Origin of the sequence: Novosphingobium sp. (assembly GCF_019748365.1) — a bacterium.
In the GTDB taxonomy this organism is placed as follows: Bacteria; Pseudomonadota; Alphaproteobacteria; order Sphingomonadales; family Sphingomonadaceae; genus Novosphingobium.
The window spans coordinates 1-17,475 of sequence record NZ_JAIEPN010000202.1 but is presented as its reverse complement, the minus strand read 5'-3'; the positions used below and the strand labels follow the sequence as shown (position 1 = coordinate 17,475).

The following is a 17,475-nucleotide window of genomic DNA, read 5'->3' as shown; positions in this document are numbered from 1 at the left end:
GTCTAGCAGGACTGGCCCATTTTTAATCCGGTGCTACCGGCCGATCCGTGGCCCCTTTTATTCCCGGTGTTCTCATCTGCGCGATGCCGCCGATCCCGACCGCGCTCGATGCCCTGCTTGAACATTACGGCACCAGTGCTGTTGCCGAGGTGACCGGACGGTCGAAGCGGCTTGTCCGCGATGCACACGGACAGCAGCGCCTCGAAAGCCGATCACCGCGCACCAACCTTGCCGAAACCACCGCGTTCATGACCGGCGCCAAGCGCATCCTGATCTTCTCGGACGCCGGCGGTACGGGACGCAGCTATCACGCCAGCCTCGATGTCAAAAACCAGCAGCGCCGCGTCCATTTTCTGCTTGAACCTGGATGGCGCGCCGACCGGGCGATCCAAGGGCTGGGCCGCACGCACCGCACCCATCAGGCTTGTCCGCCGCTGTTCCGCCCCGTTACCACCGACTGCAAGGGCGAAGCCCGGTTCACCAGCACCATTGCGCGGCGACTCGATGCGCTGGGGGCGCTCACGCGCGGGCAGCGCCAGACCGGGGGGCAGGGCATGTTCGACGCCGCCGACAACCTCGAGAGCAGTTATGCCAAGCATGCGGTGCACGACTGGTACGGGCTTCTCACCACCGGCAAGCTTAAGAGCACCAGTTTTGCCGAATTCCAGACGATGAGCGGGCTCGAACTTACCGACCAGGACGGTGTGCTGCGCGAGGATCTGCCGCCAATCCAGCGCTGGCTCAATCGCCTTCTTGCCATGAAGATCGCGGTGCAGAACGCCATCTTCGACGAGTTCCTAACCCTTGTCGAAACCCGCGTTGCGGCCGCCAAGGAAGCTGGGACATTCGACATTGGCGTCGAGACGATCTCGGTTGAGGCCTGCCAGGTGCTATCGGATACGGTAATCCGAACCGACCCCGTGACCGGCGCGACCTCCCACCTCCTCGAACTGTCGCTCACCCAGCGCCGCAAGGTCCTGTCGCTTGAGCGGGTGCTCAAGTTGGCGTCCTACGATGACAAGCCACTGTTCCTGCGCAACGAGAAGTCGGGGAAGGTCGCACTGGCAATCCGGGCTCCGTCGCACATGGACGAGGAAGGCAACACCATCCACCGGCACGAACTCGTCCGCCCCTTGCGCAGCGAATACCTTCACGCCGAACGCCTTGCAGAATCGGCGTGGGAAACCGCGTCGGAGGCAGAATTCGCGAAGCTTTGGGAAGCGGAGTACGCCGCCGACGAAAGCCAGTTGGTCACCGAGACGGTGTACCTGGCGACCGGCTTGCTACTGCCCATTTGGGGTGCGCTTCCGAAGGAAGACCTCACGGTCAACCGCATTGTCGACAAATCGGGCGCTTCCTGGCTCGGCCGCCATGTCCACGACCTTTACGTCGACGCGACCCTCGAGAAGCTCGGGGTCAGTCGCAAGGTGCCGACCGATCCGGCTAAAATTGCAGCCGCCATCCTCGGCGGGGGCACCTGGAAGGCGCCGCACCCACTCAATTTCACCATTCGCACATCCCGCGTGAACGGTTCCCGAAGGATCGAGATTGCGGGTGCCGAAGCTGCCCGTATTCCCGAACTCAAGGCTAAGGGTTGCTTCACCGAGATCATCGCTTACAAGACGCGGGTGTTCGTGCCCCTCGATCGGGCGGACGCGATCATCACCAGCATTGCGGTCCAGACCTGAGCAATCAGGTAAGTCGTGCTGAGGGTACCCGTCTGATGGGCGGCGCGTTTCACGCCATCAAGCAGGCGATATCTGCATAATTGAAACGACGGCGATGTTCGACCTTTAGGACTGTCCGGATTCAGGGACAAATCGCGGGTAAGCAGTCACCGGTGCAGGCCAGATTGGTTCTCGGCAACGAAAACGCGAGCGAATTAGCCGCCCACCCTGGGCGCGACAATTACCGAATGCGCCTGAATGGTGGCGCCATTGGTGGTTTGCAGAATTTTGCTTCGGGACTGATAATCCAGATGCCACCACAAGCCGAGTAGGACGGCTGCGACCGCCGCCATGAGGAGCCCGGCGTGGGCCTTCCTCGATCTAAGAGGCGAGCTTCGCGTGCTTTTGGCCTCGGAATTTTGAGGGGCGTCCATTGCTTGTGGTTCGATCAAATAACCACTTTGCGCCGTGTCCATAGAGTGCCAGTGACGGATCCCGTTCGGAAGCTCGGCTCCGCGGCAGGGGGATCACGATTTCAGCTCCGATCCGTGGGTGCGAAGCAGAAAGTTGACGATCGACTGACCGAAAGCGTCGTTCTGATCACCAACGACCATGTGCGTCGCATTCGCAATGTCGCTGTATGCCGCGTGGGGGACGAGACCCTGGAAATGCTTGACGGCTTCCGGCGAGACGAGGTCGCTCGAACCGCCCCGGATCAGATGCACGGGCAGTTTGAGGCTGGCCGCCGCTGCACTGAGTTCAGCGCTCCCTTGATCGCTGGAGTCCCCGCGGCGCCGCATCATTCCGTCGATGAACGCCGGATCCCAATGCCAGTAATAGCGTCCATCCTCCTTGCGGCGCAGGTAGTTTGCGAGCCCGGACGATGCCTTTCGGCTCGGCCGGTGCGGCATATACTCGGAAATGACCCGTGCGGCTTCCTCCGTCGAGGCGAAACCCTCACGCGCATGAGCGGTCATGAAACCGACGACGCGGGCGACGCCGCCGGGTTCCATCTGGGGCGTGATGTCGACCAAGGTGAGCGAGCTGAAACTTCCCGGTGCGCATTCTCCCTCAGCCATAATCCCGGCTATTCCGCCAAGGGACGCGCCGATTATGGCTGGCTTTTTCCCGATCGCCGAAGCGATCGCGACGAGATCTGCCGCAAAATCGGAAATATGATAGGCCCCATCACTCGCCCATGCACTTTCGCCATGCCCGCGCAGATCGACCGCAATCGTCCGGAATCCGTGGCTGGCGAGTAGCTCGGTCACGGCTTTCCACGCTCTGCGCGTTTGCCCGCCTCCGTGCGCCAGAATGACCGGAAAGCCGCGTTCCGGGCCATTTATCGACGCCGCAATGGTAAGGCCCGACTGACCGGCGAATGTGATTGATTGATCCGACATGACGGCATTATACTGTAAGGCGATTTACAAAAAAGTCTATTTAATATTCGAGTTTGGCGCCAGTCACCTGAATCTAGAGTTCGTGGCATATTGTATGATCTGCCTTTTGGCAGAAGTGACGTGATGTGGTGGGCGGTGACGTGACCCCCTGATTTTCCTCCACGCATGATTAGAGTCCGGCCCTGAAGGAAGGACGGACGATGAAGCGATTGAGGTTCACGGAAGAGCAGATCATTGGCGTGCTGAAGGAGGCCGAGGCCGGCGCCACGGCGTGTCCGACGCGACGATCTACAACTGGAAGGCCAAGTATGGTGGCCTGGAGGTCTCGGAGGCGAAGCGGCTGCGGGCGCTCGAGGATGAGAACGCCAAGCTGAAGCGGCTGCTGGCCGAGACGATGCTGGACAACGCGGGCCTGAAGGATCTTCTCGCAAAAAATTGGTAACGCCCGCTGCGAAGCGAGAGGCGGTCGCTCGTCTCCAGGCGGTCCTGGGGATGAGCGAGCGGCGGGCGTGTCGAGTTATCGGCGCTGACCGGAAGAGCATGCGTTACCGGTCGCAGCGGGATGATGATACCGAGCTTCGGTTGAAGCTGCGGGAGCTGGCGCAGCAGCGCCGTCGGTTCGGCTATCGCCGATTGCACATCCTGCTGCGTCGCGAGGGCGTGGTGATCAACCGCAAGAAGACGCAGCGGCTCTACCGCGAGGAGAAGCTGGAAGTCCGGCGTCGGCGGAGCCGGCGTCGCGCCATTGGTGCACGCGCACCGGCGCCCGTGCTGGCGCTGCCCAACCAGCGATGGAGCCTGGACTTCGTGCACGACCAGATGGCGTCCGGACGCCGGTTCCGGGTGCTCAACATCGTCGACGATGTGACCCGCGAGTGCCTGCGCGCGGTGCCGGATACGTCGATCTCGGGACGCAGGGTCGTGCGCGAGCTAAGCGATCTGATCGTCGAGCGCGGCAAGCCGGGCATGATCGTCAGCGACAACGTCCTATGTTGGGAAGCAGCAGCGGCAACAGGCCAGCAGATCTCATTGCGCCGATCAGGATCGGCGCTGCTGTCTTTTTGATCCAGATGGCTTCCATCGTCAAGGAATGTGCTCTCGGCCATAGCAAACACAGGATCCATCGATCTTGGGGGTCGTGGTCCTCACCGTCCTTAAGATGAGATGCAGATGCCAGATGGAAGGCCCGAACATTATCTACAGGGTCGCAGCTGCGCCCTCACGGCTCCACAGAGAGGGGTCCTTCCATCTGGTGTCCGCCCGTTCCAGGAACGGACGGTACTCGGTTCCCGTCTTGATGACGGCGTGTGCGACACGCGCCATCTTGGCGGTGAGTGCGGTCATCGCCTTTCGGCGGCGATCAGGGTCGTTTGCATGCCCGGCGACGTATCGCCCGAGCTTGTCGCGAAAGCTGTTGTCGCGCTGGCGGATGGCAACTTGGGTTGCCATCCAGAAGGTACGGCGGAGCCGAGCATTGCCGTACTTTGAAAGCTTGGTCCGCCCGCGGAATGTGCCGGACTGACATGTGGCAAGATCGAGGCCGCAGAACTTCAAAAACTGGCGGTGGTGAGCAAATCGTCGAAGGTCGCCGGCCTCCGCGAGGATGGTCAGCGCGTTGATCGGCCCAATCCCGGGGATCATTCGCAGGAGCTGGTAATCACGGTTCTCGCTAAGCAGGGCATGGGCTGTTCGTTCGATCTCGTCTCGTTGCCGGATCAGGCTTCGCGCTTGCGCGATGACCATGCGGAACATGGCGATGGAGACGGAATCTTCGCCGATCGGCAATGCAACCGACGCGCAGGCAGTCTCGTAAATATCGTTGATTAAGCGGGCTTTAGAGACCTTGCGGCCGACCAGTGACCACGCCTCGCGCGTGAAGGCCTCCTGGCTGAGCGCTGTCATGCTCGTTGGCGTTGGAAACCGCTCGAGCAAGGCCAGGAACCAATCCGACCTGCTGTTGCCTGCGAAGCGCTCGATCTCTGGGAAGTACAGCGGGAGATAGTGTGTCAGGATCCGATGCCATGTCTGGGTCTTAGCCTTTGAAATGGCTTCGTGCGTCTTCGACATCTCCTGTAGATCGTTGATACCGGCGGCCAGCGGATCGACGTAGCGCTGGGTCGCGCCGATCTGCAGCATGTGCAGGATTACCTGGGCGTCCTTGGAATCGTTCTTGTCCCAGCCATTGTGCAGAGCCTCGCGCGTCCGGGCCAACGCGACCGACGAAATCAAGCGAAGCTCGAATCCCGCAGATAGCAGCCGGTGTGCCAATGTGCGGTGGTAGTTGCCGGTGGCTTCGAAGCCGACGATGACAGGTCTGCCGATGTCCGCCAGGTCGGCCGCCAGACGGTCGTAATCCGCCTTGGTGGCCATCACCGTCATGCGCCGCCGCCGGCCACCCTCCGGGCGTTCAATCAGCACCTCCTGACGGTGCTTGGACATATCGATGGCTACCAGCACGGCATCGGCGGGAGTAGAACTACGCTTGGTCATGGTCGGTCATGACCTGCGCCCGGAATCTTGGACCGTTTTGAGCTGGAAAATTCCAGTTAGATCATAGGGCCAGGATACGGAGTGAGCGATGATGAGGACGAAGTTTTCCAAGGCACGGATCGCCCGAGGCGATCACCGCCGTTTTCGCCGAGGCCATGGTCCAGACCTGCATCGTCCATCTGCTCCGGAACTCGACGGACTTCCTCTCATGGAAAGACCGCAAGCCGCTGGTGACCGCGCTGAAGGGCATTTACCGCGCCGTCGATGCCAAGGCTGCCGAGGGAACCACCTTAAGGACGTATGGTCCACTTTCCCAAGGTTACAGGCTATCACGCAATACTGGGGCTGAAGCCAGTATCCGACTAGAGTCGGAGGGATCCCTCCCAAATGGGGGCCTCCAAACAACGCAAACTGAAAATAATTAGCGAATATTCAGCCAGTGCCGTCGTTCACTCCGGCACGTCAGACGGTGCCCCGTCTTGCGGTGCCGAGTCAACCGTTCGCGTGGATTTGGCGACGGGTGCCGGGTCACTGTCCCAGTCGAACACCTTGCCGCGCACGCGCTGGTAGTTGACATCGGGATCATACAGCGGGCCACCATCGAGGCCGAGGTCGCGTGCCTCGGCCATGCCCATCGCTGAGAGCAGCGAGAATCCCGCGACATAGGCATTGCGCCGCGCAGTGACGAGGCGGGTCTGGGCTTGAAGCAACTCACGCTCGGCATCGAGAATATCCAGAATGGTGCGGTTGCCGACGCTGTTTTCGGCGCGCACCCCTTCAAGGCTGAGAGTTGCAGCATCGACTGCGCTTTGGCTCGACGCGATGATCTCGTCGGTAGCCTGCCAAGAGGCAAAGGCAGCGCGGACGGTGGCGATGACCTCACGCTCAATGGCGATCTCTTGCTCCATCGTCGCGTTCTCCCGCGCCTGTGCCTGACGGCGCTGGGCTGCGGGAAGCCCGCCCTGGAACATGGGGATGGACGCGCGAATGCCTGCCTGTGCTGTCGTCTGGCTCTGGGTAAAGGCACCGGTGCCGGCTGCTGTGCCACCGAGCGTGCCAAGATAGTCGGTATAGCCAAGTCCGGTGAACACACTAATCCGTGGCAGGCGCGATGCACTCACCGCTTTCACATCGAAACCAGCAGCAGTGCTGCGCTGACGCGCTGCGATCAGGTCTGGGTTGTTGTCGAGCGCGATTTGGGTGGCCTCAGCCGGCGTGTCCGGAAGACCGGCCAGCGGTGGCGGCGGTTGCAGCGCCACGGGAGGCTTGCCAACTATGGACAGATAGAACTCGCGCGCGGCAATCAGGCTGGACTGTGCAGAGCGCAGATCGCCCTGAGCGAGCGCCAGCCGAGCCTGCGACTGGGCCACATCGGTGCGGGTCAGATCGCCGATCTCGAAACGGTCACGCGTTGCCCGCAGGTTGACTGTGAGGACTTCGACATTGTTGCGATTGAGGCCCACGACGGCTTCGGCAAGGATCACGTCCATGTAGCTGGCGACAACTCGGCTGAATATACCAGACTCCGCACCGCGCAGATCGGCTTGCCCTGCCTTCACCCGCGTTTCTGCTGCGAGCACCGAATTCTTCACGCCGCCGCCCGAATAGACCGGCACGCTAAGCTGTAAGGAGGAATCGAAAGCGCGGTCGGGCGAGGTAAAATTGTTGGCGCTGTTCTTGAGAAATTCGGTGTAGCTTGATGCGCCCTGCAGCGAGGGCAGACCGGCGGCGCGGGCAATCGGCACGGTTTCGTCTGTCGCTCGCTGCTGGGCCCGCGCGCCTTGCAGCGACGGGTTGGTGGCATAGGCCGCGTTTAGCGCATCGCGCAGATCGTCGGCCAGCAACGGCGCAGGCAATGCGGCAACAAGTCCTGCCAGCAGGGCGGGCTTCAACGATGAGTACTGTCTCAACATCAGGTTGCCCGTAGCGCGATCGCGATTGGCCGAGAGCAGCGACTTCAGCGGCACCCGGTCGCCCTCTTTCCAGCCGTATTTTTCAGTCAGTGCCGGGCCAATCAGCACGCCGGTGCGCTTTTGCTTCATGGCAGCCGCGGTTTGTGAGGAGACGTTGAATCTGGAGTTTGTTCTGGAACGACGTCGATCAACCGGCCCCTGTTTCCGAAAATTCCGGCCAACTTGCTTCCGACGCCCGCCACGGCCACGTAGATTGCCGGGATCACCACCAACGTCAGCAAGGTCGATGTCGTCAGGCCACCGATGATGATGAAGCCCATGGGATTGCGCCACTCCGCTCCGTCTGATTGGGAAAGGGCGACCGGAATCATCCCGAAGACGGCAGCCATCGCGGTCATCAGTACCGGACGGAGACGTTCTGGCGCAGCCTGTAACATGGCTTCGTGTGCCCCACGTCCCTCTTCGCGCAACTGATTGGCACGGTCGATGAGGAGGATGCCGTTCTTCATGACGATACCCATCAGGGCCAGCAGACCGATCTGGGCAAAGAGACTCATTTGCTGCCCGGCCGCCCACATGGCAAAAAACGCCCCCGAAAAGGACAGCGGCGCGGTCAGCATGATCAGCAAAGGCTGAGCAAAGCGATCGAACTGGCTGGCGAGCACTATGTAGAGCGCGATCAAAGCGAGGACAAAGGCGGCTATGATTGCCGACGACGTGTCGCCCAGTCGGCGCGCCATGCCCTCTTTCTGGATAGTCATTCCGGCAGGCGGCGGGAAGTCCGCGACGATCTCGTCGGCGCGCGCGTCCGCATCGCCCAGCGCGGTTCCGGGTGGGAGATTGAGGATGATGGTGACCTGACGCGCACGGTTGAGCCGGTCGATCTGCGTAGGCCCGGATTCCACGCCGATGTCTGCGACTGAAGCCATGTCTGCCAGTGCCCCACTTGCGGAACGAACCGGTAATTGGCCAAGATCGAAAAGCGACTGGCGAAGGTCTTCCTCCATACGAACCCGCACATCGTAGCGCCTGCCACCTACCTCAAATGTCCCGGCCTCGACTCCGCCCAGCATGATCTGCGTGGCACTCGCGACTTCGCGCGCAGCAACGCCAAGATCGGTTGCTCGGGCCCGATCCAACCTCACCTGGACCTCGGGCCGGCCGCCCTCATATGTCGAGCGAATGTCGGTGAATAATGGATCGGCGCGGAACTGCTCTTCCAGCGTCGCGGCATATTGGGCGATCCGGTTGATGTCGCTGCCGCTGACCACCAGTTCTATCGGATTCATGGCGACCCCGCCGCCCGACACCCAAGGCACTTCGTTGATCGAAATTTCAACCGCCTCGGGAAAGGTTTTGGTGAGTGTCGTACGTGCGCGGTTCATGAGTTCGCCTTGCGATACGGACCGACCACGTTTGGGTGTCGTCTCGACGTAGAATTCGAGAAGATTTGTGCGCCCTCTTATGCCGGCGCCAGCCGTGATGAAGACCAGTTTGATCTGATCGTCTCTGCGCAGGGCCGCATCAGCGCGCAGAGCCGCATCGCGGGCAGTGGCGATGCCAGTGCCCAAAGGCAGCTTAACCGTTGCGAGATACTCGCTGCGGTCCGCTTCGCCAAGGAAGGTCGATGGGACCATTGAGGCAAAAATACCGCCAATCACCAGGCTCCCTGCCGCAGCAAGAATGACGAGCTTTGTGTGACTGAAAGTCCAGGCGACAAGCTCAGCGTAGCGTTCCGCCATGCGCCGATGAAAGTTTTCGATCCGCCCAAGCCAGCCGTGGTCACGATGTTCGAGCCGCATGAAACGCGATGCCAGCATCGGTGTGAGCGTAAGCGCAACGAGCAACGATACCGAGACCGAGAAGACAATGGTCAGCCCGTATTGGATCAGGAATTGTCCAACAATACCTTCCATCACCGAGATCGGGACGAATACCGCCAACGTAGCAAATGTGCCTGCCAGAACCGCAAGCGCCACTCGCCGGGTGGCAGAAGCGGCCGCCTCAGGCGGGCTCAGGCCGGCCTCGATGTCGCGCTCGACCGCCTCAACTACAACAATGGCGTCGTCGACCAGCAACCCGACGGCGACCGTCAGGGCAAGCATCGTCATGATATTGACGGTGAAATCGGCCACCCCAAAAATGAAGAAAGTCGCCATGATCGAGGTCGGGATCGCCAGTCCGACAATGACAGTCGCTCGCCAGGACAGCAGAAAGAAAAAGGTGATTCCGATAACGAGGATTACGGCCAATACCAGATCGAACAGTACGTCATCGATCGAGGATTCGATGAAGCGCGAGATGTCGCGGGCTACGACCAGACGCATGCCTTGTGGCGCGTTCTGCTGGAGCTCAGCGACTTCGGCCATGACGGCCTTGGCCACCTCGATGGTGTTGCGCCCGGATTGGCGCCGCACTTCGAGCGCAACACCGACGACGCCGTTGAGTTGTGCGTAGCTTCGTTCGTCGGTCACGGAATCCTCGACCCGGGCAATATCGTCGAGCCGGGTGCTGCGCCCGCCTTCGCGATGGGCGAGCATCATCTGCTTGAACTCTTCGGCGGTGCGGGCCTCGGCAAGCGTGCGCACACCGAATTCGCGTTGTCGCGCTTCGGTTTCCAACCGCCCGCCGGGCAATTGGGCGTTTTCGTTCCGGACCGACCTGAGGACATCGGGCGCGCTCAGGCCAACCGCCTTCAGCTTCGATGGATCGAGCCAGATTCGCATTTCCCGGTCGCGACCGCCAACCAGGGTGACCGAGCCGACTCCGGAGATGCGCTGCAGCCGTTCCTTGACTACTTCATCGGCAAAGCGAGTCAGTTCCGCGACGGGCTGCTCGCCGGCAATCATCACCGAAACGACAGGTGCCGCGTCAGGATCGAGCCGTTCAACTATGGGCGCATCCGCATCGTCAGGCAGATCGGCGACAATTCCGGAAATCTTGTCGCGCACCTCCTGCGCCTTCACATCGGGATCTTCATTGAGCTCAAACTCAATGTTGACCTGCGACAGCCCGTCCGCGCTGACCGACCGGAGCTGGCGGATCCCCGAAATCGAATTGACCGCCTCCTCGATCTTGTCTGTCACTTCGGTTTCGATGCTCGAGGGGGCAGCCCCCGGCTGCGTGGTCTGCACTGAAACATATGGGAATTCGATCTTCGGGAAGAGATCGACGCCCAGACCTCGAAAGGCCACGAATCCCATGACCACCAACGAGCTGATCATCATTGTGGCAAAGACCGGTCGCCGGATCGAAACGTCAACGAGCCACATTGTCTGAACCAGTTTTCGCGGGCACTGCCCGTCTTTCCTTCACCTTCATCCCGTCATGCAACATCGACGGGGGATTGAGTACGACCCGCTGCCCCGCATTGAGGCCCGACAGGATTTCCACCCGGTCGAAATCGATCGACCGGATGCGAACCGCGACCTTGCGGACGCTGCTATTGGCGACCGCGAAAGCGAAGGGCGCGGCGCTGTCTCCGGCGATGGCGCGGCGAGGCAAGATCAGCGCTGGTGTCGGCGGTGCCGAGATTTCGGCGCGCACCGAAAGTCCGGGCTTCACCTCATAAGTGGGATTGCGCAGCGGCAATCTGACCTCGACGGTCCGCGCCTGGGCATCCACTCGATCATTGATGACCGCTACGTAGCTTTCGAACGGCTTGGCGAAGCCCTCGATGAACAGGTGTGCGGGCTGGTTCCGCTGGACTTGCCCGAGCTTGTCTTGAGGAAAGCTGACGATCGCCGCGACGAAAGCGACTTCCTGAATTTCCAGAATTGACGATTGTCCACCCACTCCAAAGGTGCTGAGGTAGACACCCTCATCGACATTGCGGCTCGTCACCACGGCGTCGTAGGGCGCTCGCACAATGGTGTCATTGAGCGCTTGCTGTGCAGTCGCGGCCACGGCCTCGGCTTGAGAAACGCGAGCCTTGGCAACTGCGACCGCCGTCTCAGCTTCGTCGACGCGCGATAGCGATACGAAGCCGCGCGGCTTCAGCGCCTGAACCCTCTCATTGGTGCGTTCGGCCTGCTGCGCTTCTGCCCGGGCGAGCCTCACCGCGGCGAGAGCCTCGTTCAGCCTGCGCTGGTAGTCCGCCTGCCTCGTGCGAAACAGAGGTGCGCCCTTGGCGACTCTGTCTCCAACGCGGACGAAGATTCGATCGACAGGCCCCTGGACAAGCGCTCCGAGGTTGCTGCGCTGGAATGCCGCGATCGTTCCTCGCCCTTGAACCGGTTGGGACAAGTTCGACCGCTCGACGATCACTGTTTCGACTTCGGTTGCGCCTTGTCCCGAGGCGGCTGCGGTTTTTTCCGCATCACCAGATTGCGAGCCACAGCCGGCAAGGGAGAGAAGAAGCAGCGCGGCCACCGCCGCTTGACGTGGCAATCCTTTTTGTCTGGGATTGAGTTTAATGGCAGTGGGATGCATGGACGCTGCATAGACTGTAAGAGGGATTATCGTAAAGCGCTTTAATAATGCTTTGCGGGACCGTGATGGTGGCTCATAAGGCGCTTGCAAAATGAAGGCGGACGAAACCTTTCCCACTCCACTCGACGAACTCGCCTTCCTGCTGGAAGAAGTGCCGAGATCGTTGCGTCGAAAGTTCGACGAACGCACGCATGCGCATGGCCTCAGTCGCACCCAATGGCGTATCCTCGCTTACCTGCTGCGTGATCCCGGGATGTCGCAGACCGAATTGGCGCGGTGCCTCGAACTCGAACGCATGACGATTGGCCTTGCTCTGGACAAGATGGAGGAGAACGGTTTGGTCCAACGGATGCGCTCTTCAAAGGATCGGCGCTTGCAGCTTGTTCATGCCACGCCCAAGGCCCGGGATTTGCTGCCCAGGCTGCGTCTCGAAGCCGATGCAACATATACCGAATTGCTCCGGGATATGCCTGATGACCGCATCAACGAATTCCGTAAGACACTTGAAATGCTGGCAGCTAACCTTCGTCGATCATGACACGCTGTCCGTCGTCAGAACTCGGGCGCGCAGACGTCTTGGATCGGGAGGGAAGCTGCTGTCAGAATGGCTGGTGAACGGATGGCAGTTGTCGGTGAGTTCCATCCTCACTTCGAATGTTCGAGATAGGGGGGCGGGTCTGACACCCGAGTGGGCTTCGGCTCTGCAGAACCTCATTGCTCACAACTGGTAGGCAGCACGCAACCTTGTGGCGACGTCGTCTCGCGTCATGTTCACCTTGAACTGCCTGGGGTCATAATCGGCCTCGGCCGTTGCCTGCTCCACAAACGACCGCATGTCGTCAGCGACGGAGCTGGGCAATTCATAACGGGCCTCCTGGCTCAGCAGCTGCAGCAGCCGTGCCACGTCATTGCGGTGCTTGCGGATGTTCTTCTCATCGACATTGCCTCCTTCTTCGCGCTGGCGGGTAAGATCGAGCCAAGCGCGTGCCTTGAACGGGATGATTGCCGCCTCGCCAAGCACGGGGATGCCGCCGACTTCGCGGACCATCGACTTGAGAAAATCGTAGTAGCTCTCATCAAGTAGGATTGCCGACAAGCTGGCGGCTGCCTTGTCGATTGGGAGCGGCGTCAGGTGGGCATCCTCCGAAAGCTTCAGTCCCTCGCGCGCGCGCGAGAACAGCTCGAGCATTGCGGGAAAATCCCCCGCCTTAGGCTTCTGGAAGCGGTACAGAACCTTCGCTCCCTCGCTGCGCTCCCTGACCTCGTAACCGCCTTCTTCGACAAAGGCCCAGAAACGCTCGGTGAAGGCGCTGTCCAGCGCTTCGACAACCAGGACGATGTCCAAATCCTTGGTAGCACGAAAGTCGAGGCCGACCTCGTCCATGATCAGTTCGCAGGCAGCCCCGCCGATCAACACGTATTGATGCTCGTGGCCCGCAAAGTGCGCCCGAAAGCGATCGACCCCGATCACCATTCAAATGGCTCCAATAATTCTTCCGCCGCTTGTGCAACGCGTTCGTCCGGACTCCCCCTGACGCTGAGGTACAGCGAGAGGGGGTCGATAACGCCATTCCTTGCGAGAATCCGCGGATCGTAGGTCCACGTCTGAACCTCGATGCGCTCGTCATCGAAGGCCGTGGCAGGCCTCAGCGTATCTGCCACTGCAAGGCTCTTCCAACTCGCCGCAAGAATGGCTCTTGTTTCGGTCCGGGGAGGGGCCAGCATGGTGTAGCGGGCAAGCGCACTTGTCCCGGCAAGCGGTCCGATCTTCTCCCCGTCCTGTGCGTAGACGACCCGAACCTTGCGAACCGGCGATTGGAGCTGCGCCTGAACAGCTTCCCATAGTTTTTGGCCACGAAGCAGCATGTGCAGACGGCGCTGCCGACCGACATGGTGAGCCTTTGCCAGCTGGAGCGCCTCTAGCTCATCCAGGGTCCGGCTGATGCTCATGATCGATACGCCAAGATCGTCCGCAAGTTCGGTGAGGTTTAGATCGCCCAGGCCGCGGCCCTGCATGATTGCAAGCAGCAGGAATTGCGTGGTGGGGCTGATCGACGCGGCGCTGGCAATCGCGAATGCCGGCGCGCGCTCCCGCAAATCCAGGAACGCCTCGGGGACATAAAGCTGCGCGCCCGATGCGATGAAGCCGATTTTGCGATCCACCATCTGACGGCGGATCGCGTTCGGGGCACGGTCGAGTAGCAAGAGCACCAGGTCGGCCCCGAGTTCGCGCTGAACCAGGTCGCGGTGCTTCAAATACTGCGCCGTGGCCCCTGATCCCGGCGGCAGGATCTCCTTGATGGCCATGAGCAGCAGCGTGCGGCCATTCAGCGAACCTTGCCAGATCGCGTAGCGGTCAATGATGAAATGAGGCAGATTGGTGGGTGCGACCGGCACGAGGCCAAGCCGCTCTCCGAACGTGTCATCGACATACGCTTCCGCAGCCTCGGCGAGCGCTTCCAACCGCGCTTCAGGGACTCGTTCTAACATCACAAGGCCTATCTAACATTACTACTGTTAAAAGTCTATTGTGATGTTAGATTGGCGGGCGCCATACAAAAAATAGCTCACGATACAGCGGCCCGGAACCCAAATTCTCCGCATGCAGGCCGGCGCAGTCGGTGCAGATGCGCCCTCCGCGTGAGGTATAAATCCGGCATTTATGCCTCACCGTCCGAACAAGCCGCATTGGCACACCGCGCCATTAGGCGTCCGACGTTGCCGTTCCAAGACCAGGGAAATCCTGAAACCGTGAGGGGAGGGGGGCTGGAAGGGGTTGAGCCGATGGGCTCGGCCATTCCGGTCTCAGGAGAACCATGATGAACGATATCCAGATGATCCCACTCGGCAAGCTGCGGCTTTCCGAAGCCAATGTCCGCAAGAACGACAGCAACCTCTTTATCGAGGAATTCGCCGCCAGCATCGAGGCCAAGGGCCTGCTGCAGAACCTGATCGTTGTCCCTGCCAAGAAAAAGGGGATGTTCGACGTTACAGCCGGTGGCCGCCGCCTGCGCGCGTTCAATTTTCTTCTCGCGGGCGGCAAGATCGACAAGGGTTACGAGGTGCCCTGCAGGGTGCTCGACATCGATGCCGCTGAGCAGTCCGAACTGTCGTTGATCGAGAACATCATTCGTCTCGACATGACCCCGACCGATGAAATCCGCGCCTACAAGCACTTCGTGGGCGAAGGCAGCGATCTCGACGCGATCGCAAAGCGCTTTGGCCGGACACGGCGGTTCATCGAGGGCCGTATGCGGCTCGCAGATTTGGCCGATCCGATCTTCACCGCGCTCGAGGAAGGCAAGATCACGCTGGACGTTGCCAAGGCCTACGCGACAAGCCCGAACCGTGAGCGCCAGATGCTGGTGTGGAACGAGCTGTCGAACAGCTGGCAGGGCAACCAGCCCGACTCCATTCGCCGCATGATCACCAACAGTGCGATCAAATCCAATTCGCCGATCGCCCGCCTCGCGACCGAGGCAGAATACCTCGCGGCTGGCGGCCGCATCGAACGCGACCTGTTCACCGACGACGCCAGCGAGACCTGGATCGATCCCGAGATCGCCCAGCGCATCGCGGGCGAGAAGCTGCAGACCTTCGCCGCTGATGTCGCTGCGGGTAGCGGCTACGCTTGGGTCCGTCCCGTCCTTGAAACCCGCGTGCCTTACAGCGCCAGCGAAGAACTCCACCAGGTTCACCTCGATCCAGCGCCGCTCTCGGACGAAGAACAGGCCCAGGCAGATCACTTGCTGGAAACCATCTCGGCGCTCGAAGCCGAAGGCGAGAATATCGACGAGGACGACGAAGTTGGCGCAACCGACTTCCAGGCACGTTGGGACGCCGCAACTGCAGCCTATGACGCGATCCACGACAAGCCGCCTGTGATACCGGACGAACTCAAGCCCAATGTCGGCTGTTTCATCACTATCAATGCCGATGGCACACCGGTGATCGACAGTGGCCTCTACAGCGACAAGCCGATGCAACGGCGCAAGGCGGCGGGTCCGGGCGGCGCGGAAGGCAATGGCGAACCAGTTGACGACAACAAGCCAAAACCGCTGTCGCAAAAGCTGGTCGACGAACTGGCGGTGCAGCGCCGCGATATCCTCGCGATCAATCTCGCTTCGAACCCGGCGATCGCGCTCGACTACATGATCTTCGCGATTGCCGATGCGGGCCATACGTACGGCGCGCAGGCGCATGGCACCACGATCCGGGCTCCTTCGCCTTCGCTCTATCTGGCAAACTACCCGGAATCCCCGGCGCACATGCTGATGGCCGATATGCGCGAAACGCTCGACACTAGCTGGACCGAGCACGACCGCACCGTCGATCGGTTTACCGCCTTCAGCGCGCTCGACGACGATGCCAAGGCGAGCTGGCTCTCCTACTGCGCCGCGCGCAGTCTCGAAGCCAGCATGGGTGCGCCGCGCAAGCCCGGCCAGTCCGGCGCGGAACCCATCGATCTCCACGATCATCTGGCGAGCCTGATGGCGATCAACGCGGCAAGCCACTGGCGGCCGACCGCGGCCAATTACTTCGACCGGGTCAGCAAGCAGACGCTGCTCGCGCACATCAACGAAGTTGGCGGTCCGACCATGGCGGCGAGTTTCATGGGCTCGAAGAAGGGCGACCTCTCGGCCTCCTGCGAACGACTGTTCGCGGGCGAGACCATCGTGGCGCCTGAGGTCAAGGAAGCCGCGCTTGCATGGGTTCCCGATCATATGCGGTTCCGCGTCATCGCGACCGGGGAGGCTGCAAGGGAAGGTGGGGTCGAGCCGAAGAACGCGGCCGTGGTTGAAGTCTCTGACGAACCCTCCGGCGAAGGGGCTCCAGAGCATGTCGGCGAGGACGAACTGTCCAATGACGCCGTCGATGAGCCCGAATTGCTCGACGCCTGACCGCCTCGCCTGACTGCACCACCTGATTTTCCGGGCAAACTGGCCGCCGCGCATCCTGATTGTGATGCGCGGCGGCCCCCATTTACGCATAGGAAGGCTTCGCCCCCATGAATACCACCGCCAAGCTGCGCGCCCGGGTCTCGCCCGAGGCGATCTCCAAAGTCACCCGCATTTTCAACGGATCGCTCGACGATATTTTCAACGAACTGCTGCAGAACGCCCGCCGTGCTGGCGCGAGCATGGTCGCCATTTCGGCGCTGCATCTCGAAGATGCTTGCGTGATTACCGTCAGCGATGACGGGGCGGGGATCGACGATCCGGCCAATCTCGTTTCGCTTGGCCAGTCGGACTGGTCGGATGAGTGTCGTGCCCGCGAGGACCCTGCCGGGATGGGCTTTTTCAGTTTGGCCGGGCGCGACACTGTCGTCAGTTCGGCCAGCGCCACAGCGTCGTTCTCGCTGGCGATTACCGGACCGGCCTGGACGGGTGAGGCCGACATCGATGTCCTGCCCTGGCAGGGTCCGCGCGGAACAACGATCTCCTTCACCTTCGACGCCATCAGGGATGGGCACCTCGACCGAGCAGTCAAAGCCGCTTGAGAACACCGGGAATAAAAGGGGCCACGGATCGGCCGGTAGCACCGGATTAAAAATGGGCCAGTCCTGCTAGA

At 61.2% G+C, this 17,475-nt stretch carries 9 protein-coding genes and 4 pseudogenes; 6 read left to right on the top strand and 7 right to left on the bottom strand.

The genetic code is table 11. The annotated features are described in order from the left end of the window. Positions 1 to 74: 74 nt before the first annotated feature. Positions 75 to 1,688, top strand: a pseudogene (locus K5Q19_RS21540) (strawberry notch C-terminal domain-containing protein); the annotation flags it as partial. 506 nt (positions 1,689 to 2,194) lie between these two features. On the opposite strand, the gene K5Q19_RS21535 reads toward K5Q19_RS21540, so the two are convergent. Continuing rightward, on the bottom strand, positions 2,195 to 3,070 hold the full coding sequence (locus K5Q19_RS21535; RefSeq protein ID WP_066213761.1) for an alpha/beta hydrolase: 876 nt from the start codon (positions 3,068 to 3,070) through the stop codon (positions 2,195 to 2,197). A 200-nt stretch (positions 3,071 to 3,270) separates the two neighbouring features. Here K5Q19_RS21535 and K5Q19_RS21530 point away from each other — a divergent pair. After that, a pseudogene (locus K5Q19_RS21530) lies at positions 3,271 to 4,054 on the top strand (IS3 family transposase); the annotation flags it as partial. A 209-nt stretch (positions 4,055 to 4,263) separates the two neighbouring features. Here the strand turns inward: K5Q19_RS21530 and K5Q19_RS21525 are convergent. Then, positions 4,264 to 5,560: pseudogene (locus K5Q19_RS21525) on the bottom strand (IS110 family transposase). Positions 5,561 to 5,676: 116 nt separating this feature from the next. Between K5Q19_RS21525 and K5Q19_RS21520 the strand changes: the two are divergent. Further along, positions 5,677 to 5,841: pseudogene (locus tag K5Q19_RS21520) on the top strand (transposase); the annotation flags it as partial. 168 nt (positions 5,842 to 6,009) lie between these two features. On the opposite strand, the gene K5Q19_RS21515 reads toward K5Q19_RS21520, so the two are convergent. From K5Q19_RS21515 to K5Q19_RS21505, 3 genes are all read right to left on the bottom strand, one after another. Continuing rightward, positions 6,010 to 7,473: a TolC family outer membrane protein gene (locus tag K5Q19_RS21515; RefSeq protein WP_066213818.1), complete on the bottom strand. Its 1,464-nt coding sequence runs from the start codon at positions 7,471 to 7,473 to the stop codon at positions 6,010 to 6,012. A 125-nt stretch (positions 7,474 to 7,598) separates the two neighbouring features. Continuing rightward, positions 7,599 to 10,745: an efflux RND transporter permease subunit gene (locus K5Q19_RS21510; protein ID WP_082739430.1), complete on the bottom strand. Its 3,147-nt coding sequence runs from the start codon at positions 10,743 to 10,745 to the stop codon at positions 7,599 to 7,601. Then, positions 10,732 to 11,904, bottom strand: a complete 1,173-nt coding sequence (locus K5Q19_RS21505; RefSeq protein ID WP_082739431.1) for an efflux RND transporter periplasmic adaptor subunit — start codon at positions 11,902 to 11,904, stop codon at positions 10,732 to 10,734. The genes K5Q19_RS21510 and K5Q19_RS21505 overlap by 14 nt, the downstream gene beginning before the upstream one ends. 91 nt (positions 11,905 to 11,995) lie before the next feature. Here K5Q19_RS21505 and K5Q19_RS21500 point away from each other — a divergent pair, with 91 nt between their 5' ends. Continuing rightward, entirely contained in the window at positions 11,996 to 12,442 is a 447-nt protein-coding gene (locus tag K5Q19_RS21500) for a MarR family transcriptional regulator (protein WP_066213771.1), read from the top strand. Positions 12,443 to 12,622: 180 nt separating this feature from the next. Here K5Q19_RS21500 and K5Q19_RS21495 read toward each other — a convergent pair whose 3' ends face one another. Then, a complete protein-coding gene (locus K5Q19_RS21495) occupies positions 12,623 to 13,378 on the bottom strand; it encodes a hypothetical protein (RefSeq protein ID WP_066213774.1) in 756 nt (251 codons plus the stop codon). After that, positions 13,372 to 14,367: a hypothetical protein gene (locus tag K5Q19_RS21490; protein ID WP_292949485.1), complete on the bottom strand. Its 996-nt coding sequence runs from the start codon at positions 14,365 to 14,367 to the stop codon at positions 13,372 to 13,374. Before K5Q19_RS21490 ends, K5Q19_RS21495 begins: the two co-directional genes overlap by 7 nt. A 356-nt stretch (positions 14,368 to 14,723) precedes the next feature. Between K5Q19_RS21490 and K5Q19_RS21485 the strand changes: the two genes are divergently transcribed. Both K5Q19_RS21485 and K5Q19_RS21480 read left to right on the top strand, forming a co-directional pair. Beyond that, positions 14,724 to 16,805 (top strand): ParB/RepB/Spo0J family partition protein, encoded by a 2,082-nt coding sequence (locus K5Q19_RS21485; RefSeq protein ID WP_082739432.1) that lies wholly within the window; start codon positions 14,724 to 14,726, stop codon positions 16,803 to 16,805. A gap of 107 nt (positions 16,806 to 16,912) precedes the next feature. Continuing rightward, positions 16,913 to 17,404: an ATP-binding protein gene (locus K5Q19_RS21480; RefSeq protein ID WP_292949481.1), complete on the top strand. Its 492-nt coding sequence runs from the start codon at positions 16,913 to 16,915 to the stop codon at positions 17,402 to 17,404. Positions 17,405 to 17,475: the final 71 nt, after the last annotated feature.